Origin of the sequence: Paenibacillus sp. KN14-4R (assembly GCF_052180255.1) — a bacterium.
Classification (GTDB): domain Bacteria; phylum Bacillota; class Bacilli; order Paenibacillales; family NBRC-103111; genus Paenibacillus_AM.
Window position 1 is genome coordinate 4,319,239 of the sequence record NZ_CP197466.1, and the last position, 20,967, is coordinate 4,340,205.

General features: G+C 45.6%; 16 protein-coding genes and 3 pseudogenes. 7 read left to right on the plus strand and 12 right to left on the minus strand.

The window, feature by feature from the left end; all coding sequences use genetic code 11:
• Window positions 1-23: 23 nt before the first annotated feature.
• The gene (locus tag ACSBOP_RS21180; protein ID WP_442602457.1) at window positions 24-2,009 is read left to right on the plus strand and encodes a methyl-accepting chemotaxis protein; all 1,986 of its coding nucleotides are present in this window, start codon (window positions 24-26) and stop codon (window positions 2,007-2,009) included.
• 279 nt (window positions 2,010-2,288) lie between these two features.
• Here ACSBOP_RS21180 and ACSBOP_RS21185 read toward each other — a convergent pair whose 3' ends face one another.
• Complete coding sequence (locus ACSBOP_RS21185) at window positions 2,289-4,304, minus strand: S-layer homology domain-containing protein (protein WP_442602458.1); 2,016 nt, start codon at window positions 4,302-4,304, stop codon at window positions 2,289-2,291.
• Between the two features lie 308 nt (window positions 4,305-4,612).
• Between ACSBOP_RS21185 and ACSBOP_RS21190 the strand changes: the two are divergent.
• From ACSBOP_RS21190 to ACSBOP_RS21205, 4 genes and pseudogenes are all read left to right on the plus strand, one after another.
• A pseudogene (locus ACSBOP_RS21190) lies at window positions 4,613-4,834 on the plus strand (response regulator); the annotation flags it as partial.
• Window positions 4,811-4,915 (plus strand): annotated as a pseudogene (locus tag ACSBOP_RS21195) (response regulator transcription factor); the annotation flags it as partial. The pseudogenes ACSBOP_RS21190 and ACSBOP_RS21195, both read left to right, overlap by 24 nt.
• Window positions 4,916-5,047: 132 nt before the next feature.
• Window positions 5,048-5,242: a winged helix-turn-helix domain-containing protein gene (locus ACSBOP_RS21200; RefSeq protein ID WP_442604554.1), complete on the plus strand. Its 195-nt coding sequence runs from the start codon at window positions 5,048-5,050 to the stop codon at window positions 5,240-5,242.
• Window positions 5,239-6,645, plus strand: a complete 1,407-nt coding sequence (locus tag ACSBOP_RS21205) for a sensor histidine kinase (RefSeq protein WP_442602459.1) — start codon at window positions 5,239-5,241, stop codon at window positions 6,643-6,645. The genes ACSBOP_RS21200 and ACSBOP_RS21205 overlap by 4 nt, the downstream gene beginning before the upstream one ends.
• Before the next feature lie 152 nt (window positions 6,646-6,797).
• On the opposite strand, the gene ACSBOP_RS21210 is transcribed toward ACSBOP_RS21205, so the two are convergent.
• The 9 genes from ACSBOP_RS21210 to ACSBOP_RS21250 all read right to left on the minus strand — a co-directional run bounded on the left by ACSBOP_RS21210 (window position 6,798) and on the right by ACSBOP_RS21250 (window position 17,960).
• Window positions 6,798-7,505 carry a DNA alkylation repair protein gene (locus ACSBOP_RS21210; RefSeq protein WP_442602460.1) on the minus strand — a complete coding sequence of 236 codons (708 nt, stop codon included), beginning with the start codon at window positions 7,503-7,505 and terminating at the stop codon, window positions 6,798-6,800.
• Window positions 7,506-7,570: 65 nt separating this feature from the next.
• Complete coding sequence (locus ACSBOP_RS21215) at window positions 7,571-9,244, minus strand: DUF6138 family protein (RefSeq protein ID WP_442602461.1); 1,674 nt, start codon at window positions 9,242-9,244, stop codon at window positions 7,571-7,573.
• Window positions 9,245-9,641: 397 nt separating this feature from the next.
• Window positions 9,642-12,230 (minus strand): ABC transporter permease, encoded by a 2,589-nt coding sequence (locus ACSBOP_RS21220; RefSeq protein WP_442602462.1) that lies wholly within the window; start codon window positions 12,228-12,230, stop codon window positions 9,642-9,644.
• A complete protein-coding gene (locus tag ACSBOP_RS21225; RefSeq protein WP_442602463.1) occupies window positions 12,227-12,910 on the minus strand; it encodes an ABC transporter ATP-binding protein in 684 nt (227 codons plus the stop codon). The genes ACSBOP_RS21220 and ACSBOP_RS21225 overlap by 4 nt, the downstream gene beginning before the upstream one ends.
• Before the next feature lie 24 nt (window positions 12,911-12,934).
• The gene (locus tag ACSBOP_RS21230) at window positions 12,935-13,873 is read right to left on the minus strand and encodes a VanZ family protein (RefSeq protein WP_442602464.1); all 939 of its coding nucleotides are present in this window, start codon (window positions 13,871-13,873) and stop codon (window positions 12,935-12,937) included.
• A 101-nt stretch (window positions 13,874-13,974) separates the two neighbouring features.
• Window positions 13,975-14,976 carry a sensor histidine kinase gene (locus ACSBOP_RS21235; RefSeq protein WP_442602465.1) on the minus strand — a complete coding sequence of 334 codons (1,002 nt, stop codon included), beginning with the start codon at window positions 14,974-14,976 and terminating at the stop codon, window positions 13,975-13,977.
• Complete coding sequence (locus ACSBOP_RS21240) at window positions 14,977-15,660, minus strand: response regulator transcription factor (protein ID WP_442602466.1); 684 nt, start codon at window positions 15,658-15,660, stop codon at window positions 14,977-14,979.
• A gap of 167 nt (window positions 15,661-15,827) precedes the next feature.
• Window positions 15,828-16,619, minus strand: coding sequence for a class I SAM-dependent methyltransferase (locus ACSBOP_RS21245; protein ID WP_442602467.1), 792 nt, complete (start codon window positions 16,617-16,619; stop codon window positions 15,828-15,830).
• A gap of 792 nt (window positions 16,620-17,411) precedes the next feature.
• Window positions 17,412-17,960 (minus strand): pyridoxamine 5'-phosphate oxidase family protein, encoded by a 549-nt coding sequence (locus ACSBOP_RS21250; protein ID WP_442602468.1) that lies wholly within the window; start codon window positions 17,958-17,960, stop codon window positions 17,412-17,414.
• Between the two features lie 202 nt (window positions 17,961-18,162).
• Between ACSBOP_RS21250 and pdxR the strand changes: the two genes are divergently transcribed.
• On the plus strand, window positions 18,163-19,593 hold the full coding sequence (gene pdxR / locus ACSBOP_RS21255) for a MocR-like pyridoxine biosynthesis transcription factor PdxR (protein ID WP_442602469.1): 1,431 nt from the start codon (window positions 18,163-18,165) through the stop codon (window positions 19,591-19,593).
• Window positions 19,594-19,935: 342 nt separating this feature from the next.
• On the opposite strand, the gene ACSBOP_RS21260 is transcribed toward pdxR, so the two are convergent.
• Both ACSBOP_RS21260 and ACSBOP_RS21265 read right to left on the minus strand, forming a co-directional pair.
• Window positions 19,936-20,127 carry a YiaA/YiaB family inner membrane protein gene (locus ACSBOP_RS21260; RefSeq protein WP_442604555.1) on the minus strand — a complete coding sequence of 64 codons (192 nt, stop codon included), beginning with the start codon at window positions 20,125-20,127 and terminating at the stop codon, window positions 19,936-19,938.
• Between the two features lie 132 nt (window positions 20,128-20,259).
• Window positions 20,260-20,433: pseudogene (locus tag ACSBOP_RS21265) on the minus strand (hypothetical protein); the annotation flags it as partial.
• A 320-nt stretch (window positions 20,434-20,753) separates the two neighbouring features.
• On the opposite strand from ACSBOP_RS21265, the gene ACSBOP_RS21270 reads away from it, so the two are divergent.
• Window positions 20,754-20,951, plus strand: coding sequence for a hypothetical protein (locus ACSBOP_RS21270; RefSeq protein ID WP_442602470.1), 198 nt, complete (start codon window positions 20,754-20,756; stop codon window positions 20,949-20,951).
• Window positions 20,952-20,967 lie beyond the last annotated feature (16 nt).

Consider the following 20,967-nt stretch of genomic DNA (forward strand, 5'->3'; position numbering starts at 1 on the left):
ATCTTAGAGAGGAGTCATCACTGATGATCCAAAAAATGTTTGCCAGCTATAAAGCATCCTTATCCAAGCAAATGCTGCTTTTCCTTGTCGTGCTTATCGCTGTTCCCACCGTTGTTCTTAGCCTTTCCTTGACACAACTTGCACGTAACCAACTGGAGCGCGAATTGTTGTCTCAAGTCGAAGGGGTTACAACGATGATTACTAATGTATTCAATGATTCGTACCGTGATTATACCGTCACAATTGACAGCTTTGCCGATCTCCATGTCTCTCCAGGGGAAAAACCGGGAGCGCATATCGAAGACCGCATCCATCATATTGAGGCAGATATCCATAATGTGTTGGCTGCGTTCATGTTCCATGACAATCGATACTACGACTCTGAAGAAAAGGAAAACCCGGATTTTGATCCAACTACTCGCGAATGGTACAAGCAAGCTATTCAGAATAAAGGGCAGGTCATTATGACGCCTCCATATATTGACGCCGTAACTGGAAGCTATGTCATTACCTTTGCCAAGACACTCTCCGACGGTTCGGGCGTAGCAGGAATTGATGTTTCCATCAATCACTTAAAAGAGATGGTGAGCACATACAAAATCGGAGAACACGGATATGTCAGCTTATTCGACCGTAACAACGTAATATTATCGCATCCACGATTCCAGGAAGGCGAGCCGCTTCAAGACAAGAGGTTCGATGTAATGCGCAATCAAGCTGGAGGCTCATTCGAGCTTGCAGATAAAGATCGTGAGGAATATTACCATTTTAACCATGAAAATGCGCTCGGCTTAAACATTGTATCCGTCATTGATAGGAGCGAAATTAAACAAAAGACCGGACCGCTGTTGCGAATATCTTTACTGTTCATCCTACTACTGCTTGCTCTCATTTCCTTGTTTATTTGGATATTTATGAAACGGACGGTGCGACCTGTCCTGCAATTGAAGCAACTAACCGACTCCATCGCTCATGGAGATTTAACCGTCCCGTTGATCGAGAGCGGAAGAATAGATGAGATTGGGCAACTGCAAGCTAACTTCAATACGATGTCGCAATCGTTATCCGATGTGCTGCTGCAAATTACCGATCATTCCGAGCAAGTATCTGCTTCTTCGCAGCAATTGTCCGCTAATTCGGAGCAGAACGTCGTAACGCTTGAACAAATTGCCTCCTCCATGCAAGAAATATCGTCCGTATCGTCCGATATGAATCTCAGCATGAACGCCGTTAAACGGACAGCGGAGATTGCCCAGCAGGAACTCGACGAAACGATTCGCATTATACATGAAAGCACCAAACTGTCGCAGTTAGTCAATATCCTGGCGAATAAAGGCGAGGAGACTCTTGGTGCTGCAAGACAACAGATGGATACAATTGTCGAACATTCCAAACGTTCTAAAAACGAGACAGAGAAGCTAAACCGGGTTGCTGAGGAAATTAGCGGGGTAACCAACTTCATACAGGGAATTGCAGCGCAGACGAATTTGCTAGCGCTGAATGCCTCCATTGAAGCTGCACGAGCCGGTCAGGATGGTCGCGGGTTCGCCGTCGTCGCCCAAGAGGTACGCAAGCTCGCTGATCAGACAGGATCTGCCGCTGAGAAGATTGCCACCTTAATCGGGGAGATACAGGAGCGTGCCCACCACATGGTTGGAAGCATGGAGGAAGGTGTTGAATCTGCCGCAATCGGAAGCGATCTAACGCAATCGGTAGAGCAGCGGTTCACGGAGATGTATGAGGCAATTGGTCGCATCGATACGCAGCTCGGTCAAGTAGCCGTCGTCAGCGAACAGTTGATGCAGTCGAACGAAGCGATGATTGCGGCCTTCGATGAATCGAGCGCCATGACCCTGGCCGCAGCACAAAAAGTCGACCTCGTCGCTGCTGCCAGTGAAGAACAGAACGCTTCGATGGAGGAAATTGCCGCCTCCGCCGCGCATCTTGCCGGCATCGCCGAAGAACTGCAGTCATTGGTGCTTCGCTTCAAATTGAAGCGTACAGAGTAGTTCTAGCGATCAGCTGTCAGAACCGAAATTATAAGCAAAGGACTTGAGGACGTATTGCTTTTTACCCTCAAGTCCCTTTGTTTTCTTGCTCTTGCCGTCCTTTAGAGGCGGCATCCATTTCTGCGAGAAATATAAGCAAAGTGTAACTTAGAATAGACATTGGATAAAGCCCCTGGTTTATCCGATGAAATCCTAGGGGGTGCACTTCACAAGGTCTCAGGGGTTCTGCAATTTCCTTTTATCACACGCTCACCAATACTCCACTCAAGTCGCGTCTACTCAAGGATTAGGAATATAAGTTACTACATTCGAGCGGATTTGGTCGCTCAACGTTTGATCATAAACCACAATGACCGCATAGAGTCCGATATTGGTGGTAAACGTACCTTGAATACTTACTGTACCGTTTACGGAATCATACGTCCCAAGCCCGCCCTGATTAATAATATAATCAGCAGAAGGTGGGTTCACACCTGTAAACTGATCCGTTGTTAAGTAGTAGAATTGATACTCGCGTCCGCTGTAATCCGGTGAGACTGTAATCGAATTGGCGTTCACGACAGGCGTGCCTACGCTCGTAAACGTGTGGATAATCGAATCCATTCGATAGAAGGTGAACCCCGCGACCTCACTATCCAACGTTCCCTTAGATCCGACTACGTAGAGCCGATAGGTCTTATTGGAAAGCAAGTTTTCAGAGATGCTGATATGGGGTCCGTTTAAGGCCTTATCGACCGTTCCATGCTGAAGCGCTGGTCCTCCCGTTGTATCTTGACCAGATTTGACCTGAGCAGCGCTTGGGGAATCAGAAGAGCTAATCTCAGTAAGAACGTAATATAGAGTGTCAAATGCTTCTGAGTTCACACTTGCATTAATCGTATCACTATTGATTCCCATACTTCTGCTAGTGCCCGAAGCATTAAAAGTAATCTTAGGCACGATCTGCTGCTCAGCTAACGTCTTGAAACGTACTGAAGAGATCTTAGATGTCTTATCATTAGCAAGCTCATATGCATACAACACGTAGGAAGTATCCGCAGCTAATCCGTTCAATTTCAAGTTCGCCTTCGCTCCGTCCAATTCAACCGAACCGTTCACGATAGCATTCGTCCCTAATTTGATCTCGTTCAAGCTAGGAACTGCGGAATCTGTGGATAGCACAGCGTAATACACAGTCCCGGTGACCGATCCTATTACCGGATAAGACGCCGTCGTTTGCGTAATTGTTCCGTTCACGACATCGATTGTCAGAGTCACATCAGGCACTGGGGTTGGTGTAGGTGTAGGTGTAGGTGCGGATGGCGTATACGTGACCACTTGCGGTGTCACTGGAGGCTTCGTTACCTTAACCGGTATTGGTTTACTCTCCTCATTTTTCACATCGTTACCGAATAATGTCTTCAAGCCGTTTACTACGATAACCGGTGTCTTGGAGGTATCCAGTTTAAAGCCTTCATGCAGCTTAATAATGATCGTCTTTTTGTCCTCGGACAACACATAGCTATCTAGCTTCGGATTAAGCGGGACACCGTTAACCATAATCTTCGATAGATCAATAGAGTTTGGATCGATTCCTATTGTCATTGTCAACTCAAGTTTGTTCCCCGCCACGAAATCCGCTCCGGACACCGCAAGAGGTTTAGTTGTTTCTAACGCTTTGGCAGTTTCGAAACCTCCAGTAGCAAGCAGATTGCGACTCGCCGGTGCCTGTCCACCGAATGTACCGTCCGGAGAGTTATTTAGCAACTTTAGCTGAAGTGCCAACGCGACGTAACCACTCGCCCAATTGGAGACGGTACTGTCACTAACAGACGGAGTCGATGCAGCTCCCCCTCCCTTACCTAACATTTTAACCAGAAATGTAGCCAATTGCTCCTTAGTCACTTGGCCCGCAGGGTTGAATTCTCCGTTGCCCATGCCAGCCGTTATTCCCGCTTTCTTAATCGCCTCGATATAAGGCAGCGCATAGCCGTTTGCAGAATCATCTGATTTTACGTCACTGAAAGACGATGTCTTGAGATCTTTATTGACATCTAGACCAGTAATAAGTGCCGCAACCTTCGCGAATTGCGCTCGATTCATCTCTTCTTTCAGACCGAAATTATTATTGGAGACCCCGTCAAAGATACCCGCCTGAATCAATGCATCGAACTTTGCCTTCGCAGCCGCGTCCAAATCCTTTAAATCGCTGAAATCAGCCGAAGTCTTTGCCTCAATCACACCGCCGCCAATCGATGCAGCGGACGTCAAACCGAATGTCATTGCCGTAAACCAAATTAAAGTTTTCTTGCTCATGATCGAACCCAACCTGCCTTCCCAAATTAAAATACCCACAAAGAGAAGAAACATCAGTTCTCCTTATGCTCCAACTCTTAAAACCTTTCATCTCTTATTTTAATAGGAACTCAGCGCCGTATCTTAATGAAATCTTAATGGATGATCAAAATCCACACTCGTCCTGAATCATTATTATTAAATATTCAAATTTTATAGTATTCTTTTAAGAGATTCATATTTTTGGAAAGAATGGTGGTCGTGCATGTATGGGTCATATCCTAATTATCGATGACGAACCCGAGATTCGTACGTTAATTCGCATCCATATGGAACGGGCAGGCTTCCACGTTATTGAAGCGGAATCGGGACGGAAAGCGATTGAACGGATGCAAGAGCATAATATCGAGCTCTTGATATTGGACTTGATGATGGATGACGGGGATGGCACTAAGGTACTTCGTTATTTACAAGATAAAAATTTGCAAACTATCGTTATCGCACTTAGCGCTAGAAGAGAAGTGCAGGACAAGATTGCTACCCTCAGTCTAGGAGCCGTTGATTATGTGACAAAGCCATTTAGTCCGTTGGAGTTACTTGCCCGGGTTCAAGCTCAATTAAGAAGGCAACGTCCCCATGCAACCCATCAATCTGAAATCATCCGATTAAACCATCTGGTTCTCGATGTAGATAATTTAGTTCTGCATAATGATGGGAAACCCTGTGATTTAACTCTGGTTGAATGCGAGCTTCTGAAATTCTTTATGCAAAACCCCGATCGCGCCCTGACCAAAAGGGAAATATACAAGCACATTTGGCAGCATGAAAACTACGACGATAACAACTTGAGCGTATTTATTAGTCGGCTCCGCAAAGTACTCGAAAGCTCTTCCGGCTCTCAGTATTACCTTTATACCGTTCGTGGCGTTGGATATCGCTTTTCGGGAGATAGACGATGAAGAATCGCACTAGGATATGGCTCATCATGTTAATAAGCATCGTTATCAGCTTAATTTTGTTTGTCTGGCTTTCGACACTCTCAAGTGAATTATGGAATAATGGTTATGATTTAAATGAGTTGAACGCCATCTCGCAAGAGATACTGAGTGCTACTGAACAACAAAACACATACGATAAGAATGAAGTCCAACCGATAATGGATCATTTTCACATCCACCATCCTGCTCTTCGATTTGAATGGATTTCTTCAGACGGAACAACGCTCTATGATACTTATGGTGAGACGCATAATTACAGCTTTGAGCAATTGGCTGATCGCATTATTAATATGCCAAACAACCTCTGGGGCGAAGATAAACCGATTACGCTTGCCTATTCAGCGAATAAGAACGGACAGCCTTATTACTTATTACTGAGCTTATCTAGCGATGCAATGAAACAAGGACAGATGTATTTCTTTGTGCGAACATTTAAAGCACTATATTTTTGGGCTCTGCCGTTGCTGTTATCTTTCTTTGTGCCCTATTTTCTGGCCCTGTGGCTTTTCTCCTCGGTCAATCGACGGATCGGCAAGCTTAACCAAGCCCTCAATCAGGTCAATATCCGAAGCGATGTGATCGTGCTTGACGACAAGTCGAAGGATGAAATCGGTCAACTTACCCGTCACTACAATTCGATGGTGCAGCGGATTCGGAGACAGGCTGATGAAATCGATCAATTCGAAACCGGGCGCAGGCTGCTGCTTTCTAATCTATCTCACGATTTGCGAACACCGCTAACGATGATCCTGGGTTACGCCGAAACCATTCATACTGGCTTATATAATGATGAAAACGAACTGCGGACCAGCTCGAAAATCATTTTGCAACGATCCCGTTATATGGACAAACTGCTGGATCAATTGTTAGACATCTCACGGCTGGATGGGGATTCACTTGAGATTCATCTTGCTCCCCATAACTTGTCTGAAATGATGCGAAAAATTGCCGCTGACTACATGTTATTTTTAGACGGGCAAAGCTTTGCGATTGAAGTGGATATCCCCGATGGGGATGTTCAGGCGGTTATCGATGCGTCTCTTGTTGAACGTGCTATACGAAACTTGATGGACAACGCGATTCGCTATGGAAAAGAAGGGCATTTCCTTGGAATAGGGCTCGTTGAAGAAGACGATGTTGTGTGCATAACCGTTAAGGACAAAGGTAGAGGAGTTGCTCCTGAGGACCACAAACTCATCTTTGAACGATTCTATCGTGTTGACGGGGGAAGAAAGGGCGAGGGGCTCGGTATCGGACTTTCGATTGTCAAGGAAATCGTTGAATCACATCAAGGCCACATTCAGTTGATGAGTACTCCCTATGTAGAAACCTTGTTTCTGGTAAGTCTCCCCAAAAATCAATAAATAAAGCTAACACAATGATGATGTGCTGCTTCGTTGTTAGCGAGAAATTTCGCCCTACTTATGATAAGGTTCCCCTTAACGGATCTATCGGCGAAAATCTTCCCCGGTGCTGTACCGCCAGACTTACCAGAGCTGCAATCTAGTTTTCCCAATTAACATCTTACATGTTTGCGTTTAAAACCAAGTGCCTCTTTATCCACTGCCTTTTGAATACGTTCGGAAGCGAGCAGGAAACTGCTTTTTTTCTTTTCATGTTTGACTTCTACCGGGCCTACTGCCTTTGCGGTCTCAACCGCTTTATCATGGAGCGGCAAATAGGATACCCCTACTGTATAAATAAAATTATTCATCGCATATTTCGTTCGTTCGGGAGAATCATGAATCGTATTTCTCACAATTTCAAGCATATTGGCAATTTTGGTTTCGGAAAACTCAACATCCGGGCGATTGCCCAACAGCCAGCAGTAACAACTCCATCCCGCTGACATTTTCAGTTCTTCGCCGCTTGCGATCCATTTATCTGACACTCCTTGTGCAATATCTGCTTCTGCCAAGGTTACTGCAACCACAAAATCGGACAGCATATAAAAATAGGCCGCATCAATCCAACGCTCAAAATCCGCTTCTGTCATCGCTTTTGGATCTGCAATGATTCCGGCAAAGTACATGGCGTCGTAGTTCCCTGTAGCGTAAAGCTGCTCAGCTAAAGGTTGATTTATTTTTGTTTTTTTGAAAATGGGCTTCATTTCGCCTGTAGCCACGCCAAAAAGCGGTTCGTGCGCGCCATTGGATTTGTAAATATTTTTGGTTCGTTCCTTGCCGAGAGCTTCAAGCTCCTGCATAACCATTTCTAAATTCATTGTTTAACACTTCCTTCCTCTTGGAGATTTTATCCTATACATTCTTCAGAGTCTATCGTGTACCGTCAGGCTTTACCCGTCGCCTTTAGTAGACGAAGCAGCAGCTCCTTGCGCGGTTCCTGCGCTTTGCGAGCCAACGCGGCCAGCTTTTCCACCTTGCCCCAGATCGGGTACAGCACCCGCTCGGCCTCGTAATCCGCCAGGGCTTCTACATGCTGTACCAACAGCGACAACTTGTCTTCGCTTTCCAGCTCCAGCTGAATCTTCAGCTTTAGCGAATCGTGGGAGCGCCGCAGGCAGGCGACCAAGGCGGGAGTCGAGCGTTCTGTTACGCCATGGGTTTCGGCAAAAACGGCCGTGAACTTGTCCTGCACCAGCTGATGCTCATCGTCCACAAGGTCCATGTAAGCTTCGACCAACGGAAAATACCGCTCAGAAGAAAGTCCCAACCCGAATACGGCATAACTGCCCGGCATTACGTTTTTTTCGCCTTCCGTATCCTCGTACCATTCAAACTCTTCCATCGCCTCACGAGCGTATTCCTCCAATAACGGATGCAGCTCGGAATAAGCCAGCGCATTCGCAAAAAAACGGTGTGTATCCGATTTGGCAAGCCCCTTGACGGGCAATACCTCTCTCACGCTGGATTTTAGCTTGATTTTGTAGCTTTTCGGGAAGCCCTTTCGGAGCAGGGAGAGAATAAACGAAATCGCCCGTTCGTACGCCCCGGCTTCTTCCTTGCAAATAACGACCGTAATGAGGGAAAAAACATCGTTAGCCTTGCATTCGACCAACTCATGACGCATATGGACGTCTTCTTGCGAGAAGCTGTCGCTGCCCTCCTTCAGCATGCGCCCGGCCTTGCCGCTGCCAAGTTGCGTCGCCAGCTCCAGAAAATTCTGGCCCTTGAATTTGCTGTAGTTGGGCGCGTAACGAAGAATCATCACCGCGCCGTACAGCAGTAAGTCGACAGGCTGATTCGGCTCATCCTTGTTCTCCAGAGTAGCATCCGGCTTGATTTTATATTCGTTGGTCCTGTATTCGGAACGGGCGGCATCGTAGTAATGTCGCAGGAATACATTCTCGGCCCAGCCGGTCAAGGCCTGGATGATATAGCTTCGATGATCTGCTAGCGCTTGCGTCCGTTCTTTGTTCAGCTCCTGAATCCGGTCAAATAAAGCAGTCATCCTTGCCACTTCCGGTTCGTGAAACAAATATGGGTCCAGCAGATGACGCGTCAAAAAGAAGGTTTCCAGTGGCTTTGTCGGGTAAGAGCCCTTCTCCAAATTTTTCTCGATATAGGACTGAATTCGTTCCAAAAGCTGCCGCTTTTTATCTTCATATACGATTTCCAGCACCGTTAATTTCACGCGACCGTCTGTCGTTGCGAAGGTTCCTTGCAAGGTAAACCGGTAGTCGATCAGCGGGGACGACTCCAGCTTGTCCAGCTTCTCTTTTACGATTTCCGCCAGCAGGGGCTGAACCTCATGCAAGACCTGCTCCCGCGTAAAAGGTGAAGCCTTCATCGACTTGCTGCCTGCAGCATTCCGTCCAGAATTCAAACTGTCAACGCGGGTCCTGCCCGGCCGATAATCCAACATAACGACTTTAAATATGCCCATTTGCAGCGTGGTTCGCTTGACCGCTCCCTCCACGTCCTTCCGATTTTCCTGTTCGTCAAACCATTCATGAATCGCCGTTTTCATCTCTTCCAGCGCTTCTTCCTGCAATGTGTTCATCGTCTTCCGCCTTTCCGCGTGTTTCATCAGCTGATCTTGCCATGCCCGTCAACGTATCTATTTTAAAAATACGGATTAATGTTCTTATGATTCTATCATTTTACATGCAGGCACGCTCCCAGAACAATGAGCCTAACGTCCGGTTTATTATTCCGCTAACGGGGTACTTAATTTTATAGCTTTGGTCGCCGGACAATTGTCACTATCGTCTTAATCTGCTGATATAGCTACTATCAAGTACTATTTCTTTTCTGATTGTGTACCATCACTTGTGATACGGTTCGCCGTAACGAGTCAAATGGCTAAAAATAAAAAAAGGATGCTGTGTATAAACTGGTACCCATAGACTAGACACTTTGCAAGCCCTGACTTCAACCAAGTCAGGGCCGATGGCTAATCATATATTCTCTTGCTTTAACGCATCAATAATGTTTTCCTTTTTTACTTTCGAGCCGGAATATAACATGGCGGAACCGACAATGACAAATACGGCGACAATGACAGACAGAATGCTCATCCAAGGGAGGGTGAACCCGTAGCTGAATTTGTTCGAAAATGCCCTATAGATCAGATACATCACGACGAAACTGACAGGGAGCCCGAACACCAGCGACTTGACCCCATAAAAAATACTTTCGTAGTTCATCATTTTTGAAAAGCCTTTTGGCGTCATGCCTACGGATTTCAGCATCGCAAATTCTCGTTTGCGAAGGGATACGCCTGTCGAGATCGTATTAAAAATGTTTGCAATGGAAATCGCAGAGATTAATACGATAAAACCGTAAGAAAAGACGGACATCAATAGAATCTGTTGTTCTTCGCTTTTTCTGGATTGATATACATTGGAGACATTCAGATTGGTCTCATGCATCTCTTCTATTTCCTGCTGCGTTCTCATCGGCTCCGTGCTTTTCAAATGGAGGTACATCTGAACGTTACCAAGATCGTCGTCTGCCAATCGATTCATGACGCGTTCCGACACGATCATATTTAACCCGCCTACGCCTGTCGGACTCATCCCCATTGGAGCCTGATCCGTCAACGCGGCAACGGTCACTTCGCTTGCCTTCTTTTCCTTCCCATTTTCTTTATAGAAGTTCGTTACCTCGATACGTTGACCGACATTCGTATAGATGGCCTTCGTCTGAACGTATTTTCCCGTCCCCAGATCTTTGTAATGGATCCTATCCATCACGATCGCGGCGGGATGATCCGGATCCGTAAGCTGCGCGTAATCTGCGCCGACCGCTCTAGCATAGGCTTGTAGGCTCGAATCGTCCAATGCATGAATCTTAATATCGTAAGGGTATTTCCCTTCTTGCAGTAAGCTCTTATCCTTCTTCACCTTCGCCTGTAATTCATCGGCAATGATCGCTGCATCGACCCAAGCGTTCTTATACAACTCGCGAATCACGTTATATTCCGTGACGCCATTCAGGGATACAATTGATTGCAACAGCCGATCGTCTATTCTTTTTCCGTTGCTGTGCAACACTTCAATATCATAATTGATGCCTTCCCGCGACAGTTCCAGAGATTGTTTCATGCCGGCCGTAAAAAACGATACCGTTAAAAACAAAACGATGCTGATGACAAGCGAAAATACGATGGCATGATATTTCCGTTTGTTCCTTTTTATGTTTTTCAGCCCGATCGCCGCTTCGATCCCGAAGAACTTGCGAATGAACTTCGACGTTTTCACAGCTTTGGCCGTAAGCTTGACGTCGGCAGTCTGGCGAATCGCATCCATCGCGGATACCTTGGATGCCCTGATCGCCGGGAGATACGACGAAATGAAAATCGTCAACAGCGATACAACACAAGTAATCAAGAGCGATAACGGCGTGACGATAAGCGTCAGCTTTTCATTGGTCCATAATGCCCCTTCAATCATCGCGTTCATGAACCCAAAGGTGATCCCAATCCCAGCAAGACCGCATAAGATACCAATAGGAATGCTGATCAATCCAATGACAACACCTTCAAACAGCACTGAATTTCGCTTCTGCCTTTTCGTTGCCCCCACGCTCGCCAGCATCCCTAAATGGCGGGAACGTTCCGAGACCGATATCGCAAAAGCATTATAGATCAGCGACACCGAGCCGATCATAATGACCGCCATAATGATCGCCGATAAGAAAAACACCATGCTGGACGAGGTACTGCTTTTGGACAAGCCGTAAAAACGAAGCAAATTGTTATTATATTGGACTGTTTTAATATGATTTTTCTTAGCCAATTCCTCTGCATGAACGAATAAGAACGGATTGACGCGCTGCAACACCACAGATGCATCGATTTGATCGTTTGCCCCAATGATATTTTCATCGATATAGCTAATGACCGTATACCCCGGGGCCCAAGCCGGTTCCCATACGGGACGCTTGATGAAGCCTACCACCGTATAATCCCTTGTCTTGGTATGCTGCAACGTTTCGATCAATTTGCCGTCTTCCCTACGCAGCGGTTCGATTTGACCCAGGGGATGCTCGGCCCCTTTCTCGACTCGTTCGCCGACGCTTAGGGTTAGACGATCACCGATTTCATATTTCACTTTGGCGTTCGTTGCCACGGCTTCGGAAATGACGACTTCCTTGTCCGTTTGCGGAAGACGTCCCTTGCTCAATTCAACCGGTAATTGCGCGAACCCTTGTGTATCATATTCCTTGACGAACAAGTACGGTTTATTGGGATTTTGCCCCCCTTCTAATAGGGCATAGCCAAGATCTCTTGTAATCGCAACGGATTTGGTTGCGTCATCGCCCTGTATCGCCGCAAGCTGTTCTTTGGTTACATCTTGATATTGGACATGCCACTCCCCAGTATCCGCAATGGCTTGCCTGATCATTAAATCCGAAAAGGAAAAAACAAGCGTAGCGACAGCGGTCACCATGGCAACCGAAATGATGACGCCGATGATGGTTACGAAGGTTCGTCTCTTGTTCTGCTTCAGATGCCGGATAGTTAGCGTATTAACAATATTCATCGTCGAATCACCTCGTCTTTGGCAATCCTCCCGTCTTCAATCGAAATGATCCTGTCGGCTTGCAAGGCGATCCGTTCGTCGTGCGTGATAACGATCAGCGTCTGATGATAGGTTTTATTCAGCATTTTTAATAAGTCGACGATTTCGCTGCTATTCTTACTGTCCAGATTCCCGGTCGGTTCATCGGCCAGCATGATCGCAGGATTGCCGATGAGCGCTCTGCCGATCGAGACCCGTTGCTGCTGCCCACCTGATAACTGATTCGGCAGATGGTTTAGTCGATGCTGCAAATTCAACGTATTCACAAGGCCATCCAATTGTTTTTGATCTACCTTTTGTTTATCCAACAAGAGTGGCAGCGTAATATTTTCTTCAACCGTCAGGACGGGAATCAGATTGAAAAATTGGTAGATCAGGCCGATTTGCCTGCGTCGAAAGATGGCTAACTGCGTTTCGTTCAAGGCATACATGTCCGTATCCTGAACATAAACTCTACCGCCAGTCGGCCGATCCACGCCGCCCAGCATATGAAGGAGCGTCGATTTCCCCGATCCGGAAGGGCCGATAATTGCGACGAACTCGCCTTTTTGAACTGAAAAAGAAACATCGTCAAGCGCCTTCACCGCCGATTCGCCTGTGCCGTATATTTTAGACAGATGCTCGATTTTTAAAATTTCCATGGCTATACCTCCTTTTCTTGATGCTCAACTCCATTTATAGACCATCTCTCGAAATCCAACATCCCATAGAGTTTCATTTCCCTCCAGCGTGATCGTAAGCTCATTGGCTTGCGGGAGAAAAATTTCCGACATATCCGGCTCACGGCGTTGCGATTCTGCAGATACGGACAGGAACTCGTGTCCATCGACGGTAACCCTAATGCTGCCATGGAAATCCTCTTGATCGGGGATTCCATAATGCATGGAGAGATAGATCTCCTCCCTATTGCCCAACGTATATGTATACGTTTCTTTTTTTTTGCCTTCGACGCGATACGCATTATATTTGGGTTCCACGTTTTGACCGCCAATCTTCAGAATGTACCGTTTGGTACCCGTCGATAGATTCCCATTTCTGTCTTTCAATTCGTTGATCGCCACAAAGGGACCCATTTCTTTGGTGAACGCTTGATCAACCAGCCCGAAGACCCCCCATACCCCGAGCATCAGGACAACACTGGAAATGCCCGTAGCAACCATATTCATCCAATTGTTTTTCATACGAAAGCCAAGCTTGTACGCCCCAAATCCGATGGCTGCACCCGATGCGTTCTGTATGACGTCGTTCATGTCGAAGCTTCCAAGGAACGTTAGTGCCTGAATCGTCTCCAGCATGAGAATGGATAGAATGAACCCTGTCATGAATCGAATAAAGTTGGTCCGATATAGTAGCGGAATCAAGACCCCAACAGGGATGAAGGCTACGATGTTCCCGAAACCCACAATGTCCATCAGCGTAGGATGTAGAAGATCAGATAGACCTGGCAGCCTAAAAAAACTGTCCGGTAAGAACATAAAGGTGTACTCGGTAATTTGATCTACCGTGTCTAATCTACCGAAAGCGAAAAACAGAAAATAAAGAATCAACAGGGTATAACCTATTGTGATGGCCAAAATAATCTTACGGTGTTGCTGCAATTGCATTGTCTTACCTCCATCGTTCATCTGATGAATATCATTTTATCTGTCTAAAATGACTTTCCAGTGACGATGGAGGTGACAATTCATTCACTTACGATATGCCGTTAAATCACTTGCTTATAAAATTTAATCCGAAACTGCGTACCCTTGCCTCCGTCGCTCGTCACGTCGATCACACCGTTCTGGCTGGCAATGATGCTGTGAGCCATCGCAAGTCCTATGCCGATGCTCCCTTCGCCGGCGTTCTTTCCTTTGTAAAAACGTTTGAAAATATAGGGCAAATCTTCTTTCGGAATGCCTTTACCGTTGTCAGCAATGACGATTTCCGCAAATAACGCGTTCTCGGAAAATGCGATGGCGATCGCTCCGCCTTCAGGCGTATGCTCCACGCCGTTCTTCAATATATTGATGACCGCTTCGGCAGTCCAATTGAAATCGCCGACAAAAGAGACGTCGTCATCACCCGCGACGGAAACCGTCTGTCCCTTAATATCCATCGGAATCAGCACCGGCTCTAATGCCTTTTCGATCAGGTTCTTTATGTGTATTCGATCTTTTTTGAATGGGATGGTCTTTGCATCAATTTTCGATAACTTTAGCAAGGAAGAAACCAGCCAATCGATGCGATCAAGCTGGACGCGAATATGATGGGTGAACTCCGATCTTTTGGCCGGAGGTAGGTCAGGGGCGCTTAATAAATCCGCCATCACCGTCATGGAGGTAAGCGGTGTTTTGAGCTGATGCGAAATATCGGAGATGGCATCCGTCAGTTGAATTTTGTCCCGCTGCAATAGTGACCGGTGCTCCGATAGCATGAGCGTCACTTTGTAAATATCATTCTTGAGAATGCTCAGCTCGCCTTCTTGATTATCGCGAACGTCAAGGAAATCATTGCCGTTGCTGATTTCCCGCAAATAGGCGGACAGCTTCGCTAGCTCGCGATATCTCCATCTCGTGAATAACAAGCTTGTGCTAATAAGCAGCATGGATAGAATGAAGACGAGCGCCACAGTGCCGGACGAAATGAAAGCAGCGACGACGATCGCCGTTAAGCTGATCAAGCCCATAACGAGCAATAATCGTTGAATTTCTCGATTGCGCATCATCTAATCACCGACCTTATAGCCTAAACCGCGTACCGTTTTGATCAAAGTCGGATGCCCTGGGTCATCCTCCAACTTTTCCCTCAACCTTTTGATATACACCGTTAACGTATTGTCGTTCACGAAGTCGCCGGCCACGTCCCAGATTTGCTCTAAGAGCTGATTCCTTGTGAGGACCTGTCCAACGTGGTTGCCGAAGATCAGCAATAAGCGATATTCCAAGGCGGTCAACGCAATTTCGGCGCCGTTTTTATACACTTTCCCTTCCAGCGCATTGATTCGGACATTGCCGATGTCGATGATCGATCTGGCGTGGGACGGCTTCTGGTATCTCCGCAAGACGGAATTGATCCGAGAGAGCAGCTCACGAACTCGAAAAGGTTTGGTAATGTAATCGTCGGCTCCCATGTCGAGACCCATCACGACATTGACCTCATCGTCGATTACCGTTAAGAAGATGACCGGAATGTCTCGTCGCTTTTTCACCATCTTGCACAATTCATAGCCGCTCCCGTCCGGAAGCTGTAAATCGAACAAACATAAAGCGAACTGATCCATGTCTTCGGCAAGCACTTTTTTGGCTGAGGCGATATCATGGCAGAGAACGGTTGGATAACCATCTTGCTGCAGCGAATATTCCAGTCCCGACGCGATCGTCTTATCATCTTCGACTAATAGAATTTTCATATGCAGATCATCCTTACGATTGGATTAATTATTCAAAAAAATATTTCGCCGTTACTTATGGTATGGCTCACCGCGCTGTTTGTAACGGTAAGTTTTAAGGCCATCCTTTGCAGGATGGCCGTTTCTTTTTATAACGATCACTTAATTACCATCATATTCTAGCATCGCTACACAGTTACACGAACTATGTACGCCTGACCTGTTACACGAAATCCTTTATCGGTTGCGTTTTCGGAAAATATTCTTTCGATTTCGGGCAAACTCTCGTTAATGACCATTTCATATACCGAAGGAGCCTGTCCAAAACAACATACTCTAACTACATCCATAGGCTCAAGCAAATAAGAAGCACTTCTAATTGTTTCAATATTGGCCTGCTTGAGCAGCATACCCCTTTCCAGACTATCCTTAATTTTATTCAATATAGGGGTCCCTTCAGGAACCGGTTCGAATAGGTTAGGGAAAAGGTATGATAATTCCGGTGATAAATGATCGCCTGGGTGGAGACTAAGAATGCGCCCGCCTGGTTTAATGATTCTTTTTAAATCTAGGTAAGCAGAAGTTGGACCTTTTCGATTATAAGCGCAATCAAATTCCTCAGATTCAAATGGAAGTCGATTTCCCGTGTCAGCAATCACAAATGATACGTTAGAAAGATTATTGTTTCTACCGTTTTCAATGAAATCACTTGTAATATCAATACCGACAATTTGCTTTGCAATCGAACTCCAACGAATGGTAAAGTCGCCGTGACCACAACCAATATCTATAACCTTATTCTTAACAACCATTCGAGAAACTTCTTCTTCAAAAAGAGCCTCGGCATCAGGCTCTGACACTGTAGAATTCCACGGTAGTGAATATTGTCCTGTCAGTTTGCCGAGTTGAGCATACCATCCATGAGAATGAGGTGTTAACCAATCTCTATGCGTTCTTGGGTTAACCAATTTGTAAACCAAAATATCACCTCCAAGTATATATTTTGCCGGCCAGCACGAATAGTTTATAGAATTTTTTACCAAAAGTATAGACTTATAAAGTTCATGGATTTATAATACTATTATAGGGAATCGGGATAGGTACCCTCTGCTTAAAATCACTCAAAAATATCTAAACGACACCTTTACAGTGTCGTTTTTTTGTTCATCAAAACTCGTATTCAGTGAGCTTTTATACATATATCATAATTCTGACTTTTACCAAGCCCCCTTTTCGAGGGGTATTTTTTATTTTCAGGAGGGATATGAAAACGAAGTAAGATGTTCTAGCAAACCGTAAATCCGGGGCGGAGCGCCAGCTTGACGAAAACCAAGCCGCCCCCATCCCACTTCAGCTCGTACGCAAAGCGCTCAGCGACTTCAACGGGCTCCTGCAGTCCTCTCCGTCGAGACTCAGAAGACTATAATTCAGACCATAGTGAAGCAGATAGCCGTTCAGCAAGGCCAAAAGCTTCGAGGCATTCCAGCGTTACCATAGTCCGAAACCTTCACACATATATACAAATCTATGCCCCGCAAGGAATCCTGCAAAAAAACTTGCCCTTATTTATGATATGGTTCACCGTAACATTTATAAAGCGAAATTAGGTCTTTCTTTAATCTCCAACTATGCCCCAATGACGCCATACCCATCCGATTGGAGCACAGTCGCCACATTTTGGATGCTCTTTTGGCAGGGCTAGGTAAGCAGAGACTGCGTGTGCTGCCGAAGAGCGGAATCGACGTAGTGCGGGTCGTAACAGTATTTTGTCGTTAAATTTCTCGTTTGACATTCATGCCCGTTCTATACATTTTTTCTGCTTCAATAGGACTTTCTTTTGCCGTCATGTGGTTCGGAATTACCCGACAAACTTGAACCGGCCCACCGAATACAGCCGACCTATACTTTTCCACATGCTGCTTGGGCAAGGGGCGATTATAATAGCCAGGTACATATTTATTGATCATTTCCTGAAGTACATGGGTGGCTTCATCCAAATCTGTGATCGGCTCTGCTTGTCCAAATATCATTACGCTCATATAAGCCGTATCCGTTTTGGCAGGTACCGGGTCCGTTATAGTTCCGTATTCCTCACATACCGTAAAACATATCTCTGGATTTTCACTCATGACCTGATTACGTCTTCCATCTCCAGCTCCGTGAAAATAGAGTTTCCCCTCAGTCCATACATAATTAAGCGGTACAACATAGGGTAGATTCCCATCAACCAACCCAAGATACCCAATTCTCGCTTGGTGAAGGAAACTTTCAATTTTCTCTTGATCCTGGCATTCCCTGATCTTGTAACGAACTGAATTCATTTCTAAAAACTCCCTTCATTCATAAAATATTCATCCCACTCCAATTGTCTTCAAGAGTGCGGCAACGACCAGATTGCAAATACCATCGTTATTACGGTAGTATATCAATAATTGGATTGTGTCAAAATATCCAAAAATCACGTTTATGAGCAATCCATACTTAATAAATTATGGTTGGAGCTTCTATTTGGAGGTGCGTACAATGATGAAAGTAATTCATAATGATAAGAGACCGATCTGGCAGCAATTGCTTGATCAAGCGATTCATAATATTACTAGCGGAATCTGGGCACCAGGAGAATTGCTGATTCCTTCCCGCGAGCTTGCTCACATGGTAGGTGTCTCTCGCTCAACTATACAAATTGTCTATGAGGAACTGCTAAGTCGAGGCTATACGGTTACATCTGGCCGAGGAGGAACGCGAGTTAGTAAATGGAACCCTGTCACTGAGTCACCAAAGGAAGTGAAAGCAGATGGTCCCATCCCCCCCTCACTTCCTTTGTTGGATTCAGCTGTCGATCGATTACATGATTGGTTCAGAGGCAAAGAACAGCAAGAAGTGGACATTGATTTTAGTCCCCATGAACCCTATTTGGATGGAAAATTTCAAAAGAACTGGCGGCAATCGCTTCTCCAGGCATCCACTGCAATGGATCTATCAAGCTGGGCTTACGGTAATCCCTATGGTTACACACCATTGCGTGAGCAAATTCAGCGTTATTTATCACTTGAACGAGGCATCCATATCCAAACAAATCAGATTCTGTTGACCTCAGGAGCTCAGCATAGTATTGACTTAATCGCACAATCGCTTTTATCTGATGGGGACACTGTCTCTGTAGAAGATCCCGGTTTTCCAGCTGCCTCGATGGCGATGAAATATCAGCGTATGAATGTGGTGCCCGTTCCCGTTGATGAGTATGGTCTTGTGGTTGAGCGCATTCACCCACAATCCAAACTGATCTTTGTGACCCCTTCACACCAGTGCGCGGTCGGGGTCGTTATGTCGGAGCCACGTAGGCAACAATTGCTACATAAGGCTGCTGAAGAACAATTTTGGATCATAGAGGACGATTATGATAGTGAGTTTCGATATCGCGGGGAGCCGCTTCCAACGCTGTTTAGCCAGGAACCTAATAATACCTTGTACCTCATGAGTTTTTCTAAAATGATTGCTCCAGGCATTCGTATTTCGGCTATCGTTGGAGCTGCCCGGGCAATTGCTCAACTAGCCAAGGTACAGGAGCTGACTTACCGTCATCTTCCGATTATGGATCAGTTAACACTAACCCACTTCATCAAGAATGGGCATTTTATGCGCCATATGAGAAGAGTCAGAAATGTATACCGACGAAGACATGAAGCCATGACAAAGGCAATTATGAATAGCGGTTTAGGGGAGCGTTTCAGACTAAGTGGAGTAGAAACGGGATTGCATATGTTACTTGAAGCTGAAGAGTCATACGACGAAGAAAACGTAACAAAGTTAGCCCTACAACAGGGAATACGTGTGTACCCTCTTGGAGCCTATTGCTTGGAAAGCAAAAGAAAGGGATGGGTGTTGGGGTTTGCAAAAGTAGATGAAGCATCGATTGAGCAGGGGATTCATCGTCTTGCGGAGATGATCTTATAGGATCATCTCCGCAATCGCTACGCCTCTACGCACTTTTCGTCCAAAAATTTATCCGTCATTTATGATACGGTTCAGCTTAACGGGGCTATCGGCGAAATCACGTAAGTCATATGCTTTGATATTATTTGTGTCGGCTTTTTCTTTTTATCAATGTAAAGAAAGCCGCTATTAAAGCACCTACTAAAGTCAACCAGCCAAACCAGTCTCCCCATTTGCTATAAATCGTCAATTCTTGTCTGCATCCATAGATTCTTTGAAAGAAAGCGTATCGTTGGTGGCCGTCAAAAAACGCCCTTACTTCATAAAGAAGGAAGGACGGCTCTATTAAAGATGCATGACTCTTTATTCTTCCGTCGGGTTAAGGTACACAGCATCTTCTTCGTTATCGCGAATCGTCTTTTGCAATACTAGGCAGGAAACAATGAGAAACGCGCCAGCAATCGCATAGTAACCTTTCACATAAAAAGGTTCTTCTAACGTATACAATCCGATGTATTGAGCCAAGATCGCGAGAACAAAACCACCCCAAGCCATAAAGGAGAAGGCCGATGTATTTCTATATCTGTAGTTAGGAGTTTGTTCCTTTAAGAACCTATCCTCGTCATTATCTCTAGCTACCTTCTGCAAGAGGAAAGATGTAATAATTAGAAGAACTCCGGTAACTGCGTAGTAGCCCTGTACAGATAGTGGTTGATTGAGCGTGTAAATGCCTACGAATTCAAACCCACAAGCCAGGATAAATGACGCCCAAGCCATAAATGAATACGTAGGGGTATTGCGACGACGATAAAAATCTGGCTTCCTGCGCGTTGGTATAGTTTCCATGTATGAGCCTCCCATAATTGGTTATAATCTCATTTTACAACATTTCCCTTAAATTAAAAGCACTAAAAGTACTATTTCGTACTAGGACGTGATGCTAATAGTAGGTGTTAGTGCAAAACAATAGAAAAAAGGCTTCCTTTAAAAGAAGCCTCAATATAAATTAGCTATACATTCTCTTGCTTTAATAACATCTCGCTGCACTATCTCGGACTGGCCGACTACGAGTAACATGGACACTTTTGACACTAAAAAAGCTACATTCGCGTGAGTTGTGGTACGGGTGCAGCCTTCCCAACGAACAACCCGCAAGTCAAAATCCGAAGGGAGGAACTGGGATGCAACTGCAAAAAGCCATGCCCTACAAGGAAACCGCCCGATCTCCACCAAAAAAACTTGCCGTCACTTGTGGTACGGTTCACCATAACGGGGCTAACAGCGAATTCACCAAAAAATCGTATACGCCATCTTTAAAACTAATATCAGACTCAAACGAAGCAAGCCCTGACTTCAACCAAGTCAGGGCCGATGGCTAAGAACGATCCGTAACCG

Coding starts and splice junctions, on each gene's coding strand:
- ACSBOP_RS21205 (WP_442602459.1), top strand. CDS start 5,239: ATGAAGAATCGCACTAGGATATGGCTCATCATGTTAATAAGCATCGTT.
- ACSBOP_RS21210 (WP_442602460.1), bottom strand. CDS start 7,505: ATGAATTTAGAAATGGTTATGCAGGAGCTTGAAGCTCTCGGCAAGGAA.
- ACSBOP_RS21180 (WP_442602457.1), top strand. CDS start 24: ATGATCCAAAAAATGTTTGCCAGCTATAAAGCATCCTTATCCAAGCAA.
- ACSBOP_RS21260 (WP_442604555.1), bottom strand. CDS start 20,127: ATGGCTTGGGGTGGTTTTGTTCTCGCGATCTTGGCTCAATACATCGGA.
- ACSBOP_RS21200 (WP_442604554.1), top strand. CDS start 5,048: ATGCAAAACCCCGATCGCGCCCTGACCAAAAGGGAAATATACAAGCAC.
- ACSBOP_RS21235 (WP_442602465.1), bottom strand. CDS start 14,976: ATGATGCGCAATCGAGAAATTCAACGATTATTGCTCGTTATGGGCTTG.
- ACSBOP_RS21225 (WP_442602463.1), bottom strand. CDS start 12,910: ATGGAAATTTTAAAAATCGAGCATCTGTCTAAAATATACGGCACAGGC.
- ACSBOP_RS21185 (WP_442602458.1), bottom strand. CDS start 4,304: ATGAGCAAGAAAACTTTAATTTGGTTTACGGCAATGACATTCGGTTTG.
- pdxR (WP_442602469.1), top strand. CDS start 18,163: ATGATGAAAGTAATTCATAATGATAAGAGACCGATCTGGCAGCAATTG.
- ACSBOP_RS21220 (WP_442602462.1), bottom strand. CDS start 12,230: ATGAATATTGTTAATACGCTAACTATCCGGCATCTGAAGCAGAACAAG.
- ACSBOP_RS21240 (WP_442602466.1), bottom strand. CDS start 15,660: ATGAAAATTCTATTAGTCGAAGATGATAAGACGATCGCGTCGGGACTG.
- ACSBOP_RS21230 (WP_442602464.1), bottom strand. CDS start 13,873: ATGCAATTGCAGCAACACCGTAAGATTATTTTGGCCATCACAATAGGT.
- ACSBOP_RS21270 (WP_442602470.1), top strand. CDS start 20,754: ATGCAACTGCAAAAAGCCATGCCCTACAAGGAAACCGCCCGATCTCCA.
- ACSBOP_RS21215 (WP_442602461.1), bottom strand. CDS start 9,244: ATGAACACATTGCAGGAAGAAGCGCTGGAAGAGATGAAAACGGCGATT.
- ACSBOP_RS21250 (WP_442602468.1), bottom strand. CDS start 17,960: ATGAATTCAGTTCGTTACAAGATCAGGGAATGCCAGGATCAAGAGAAA.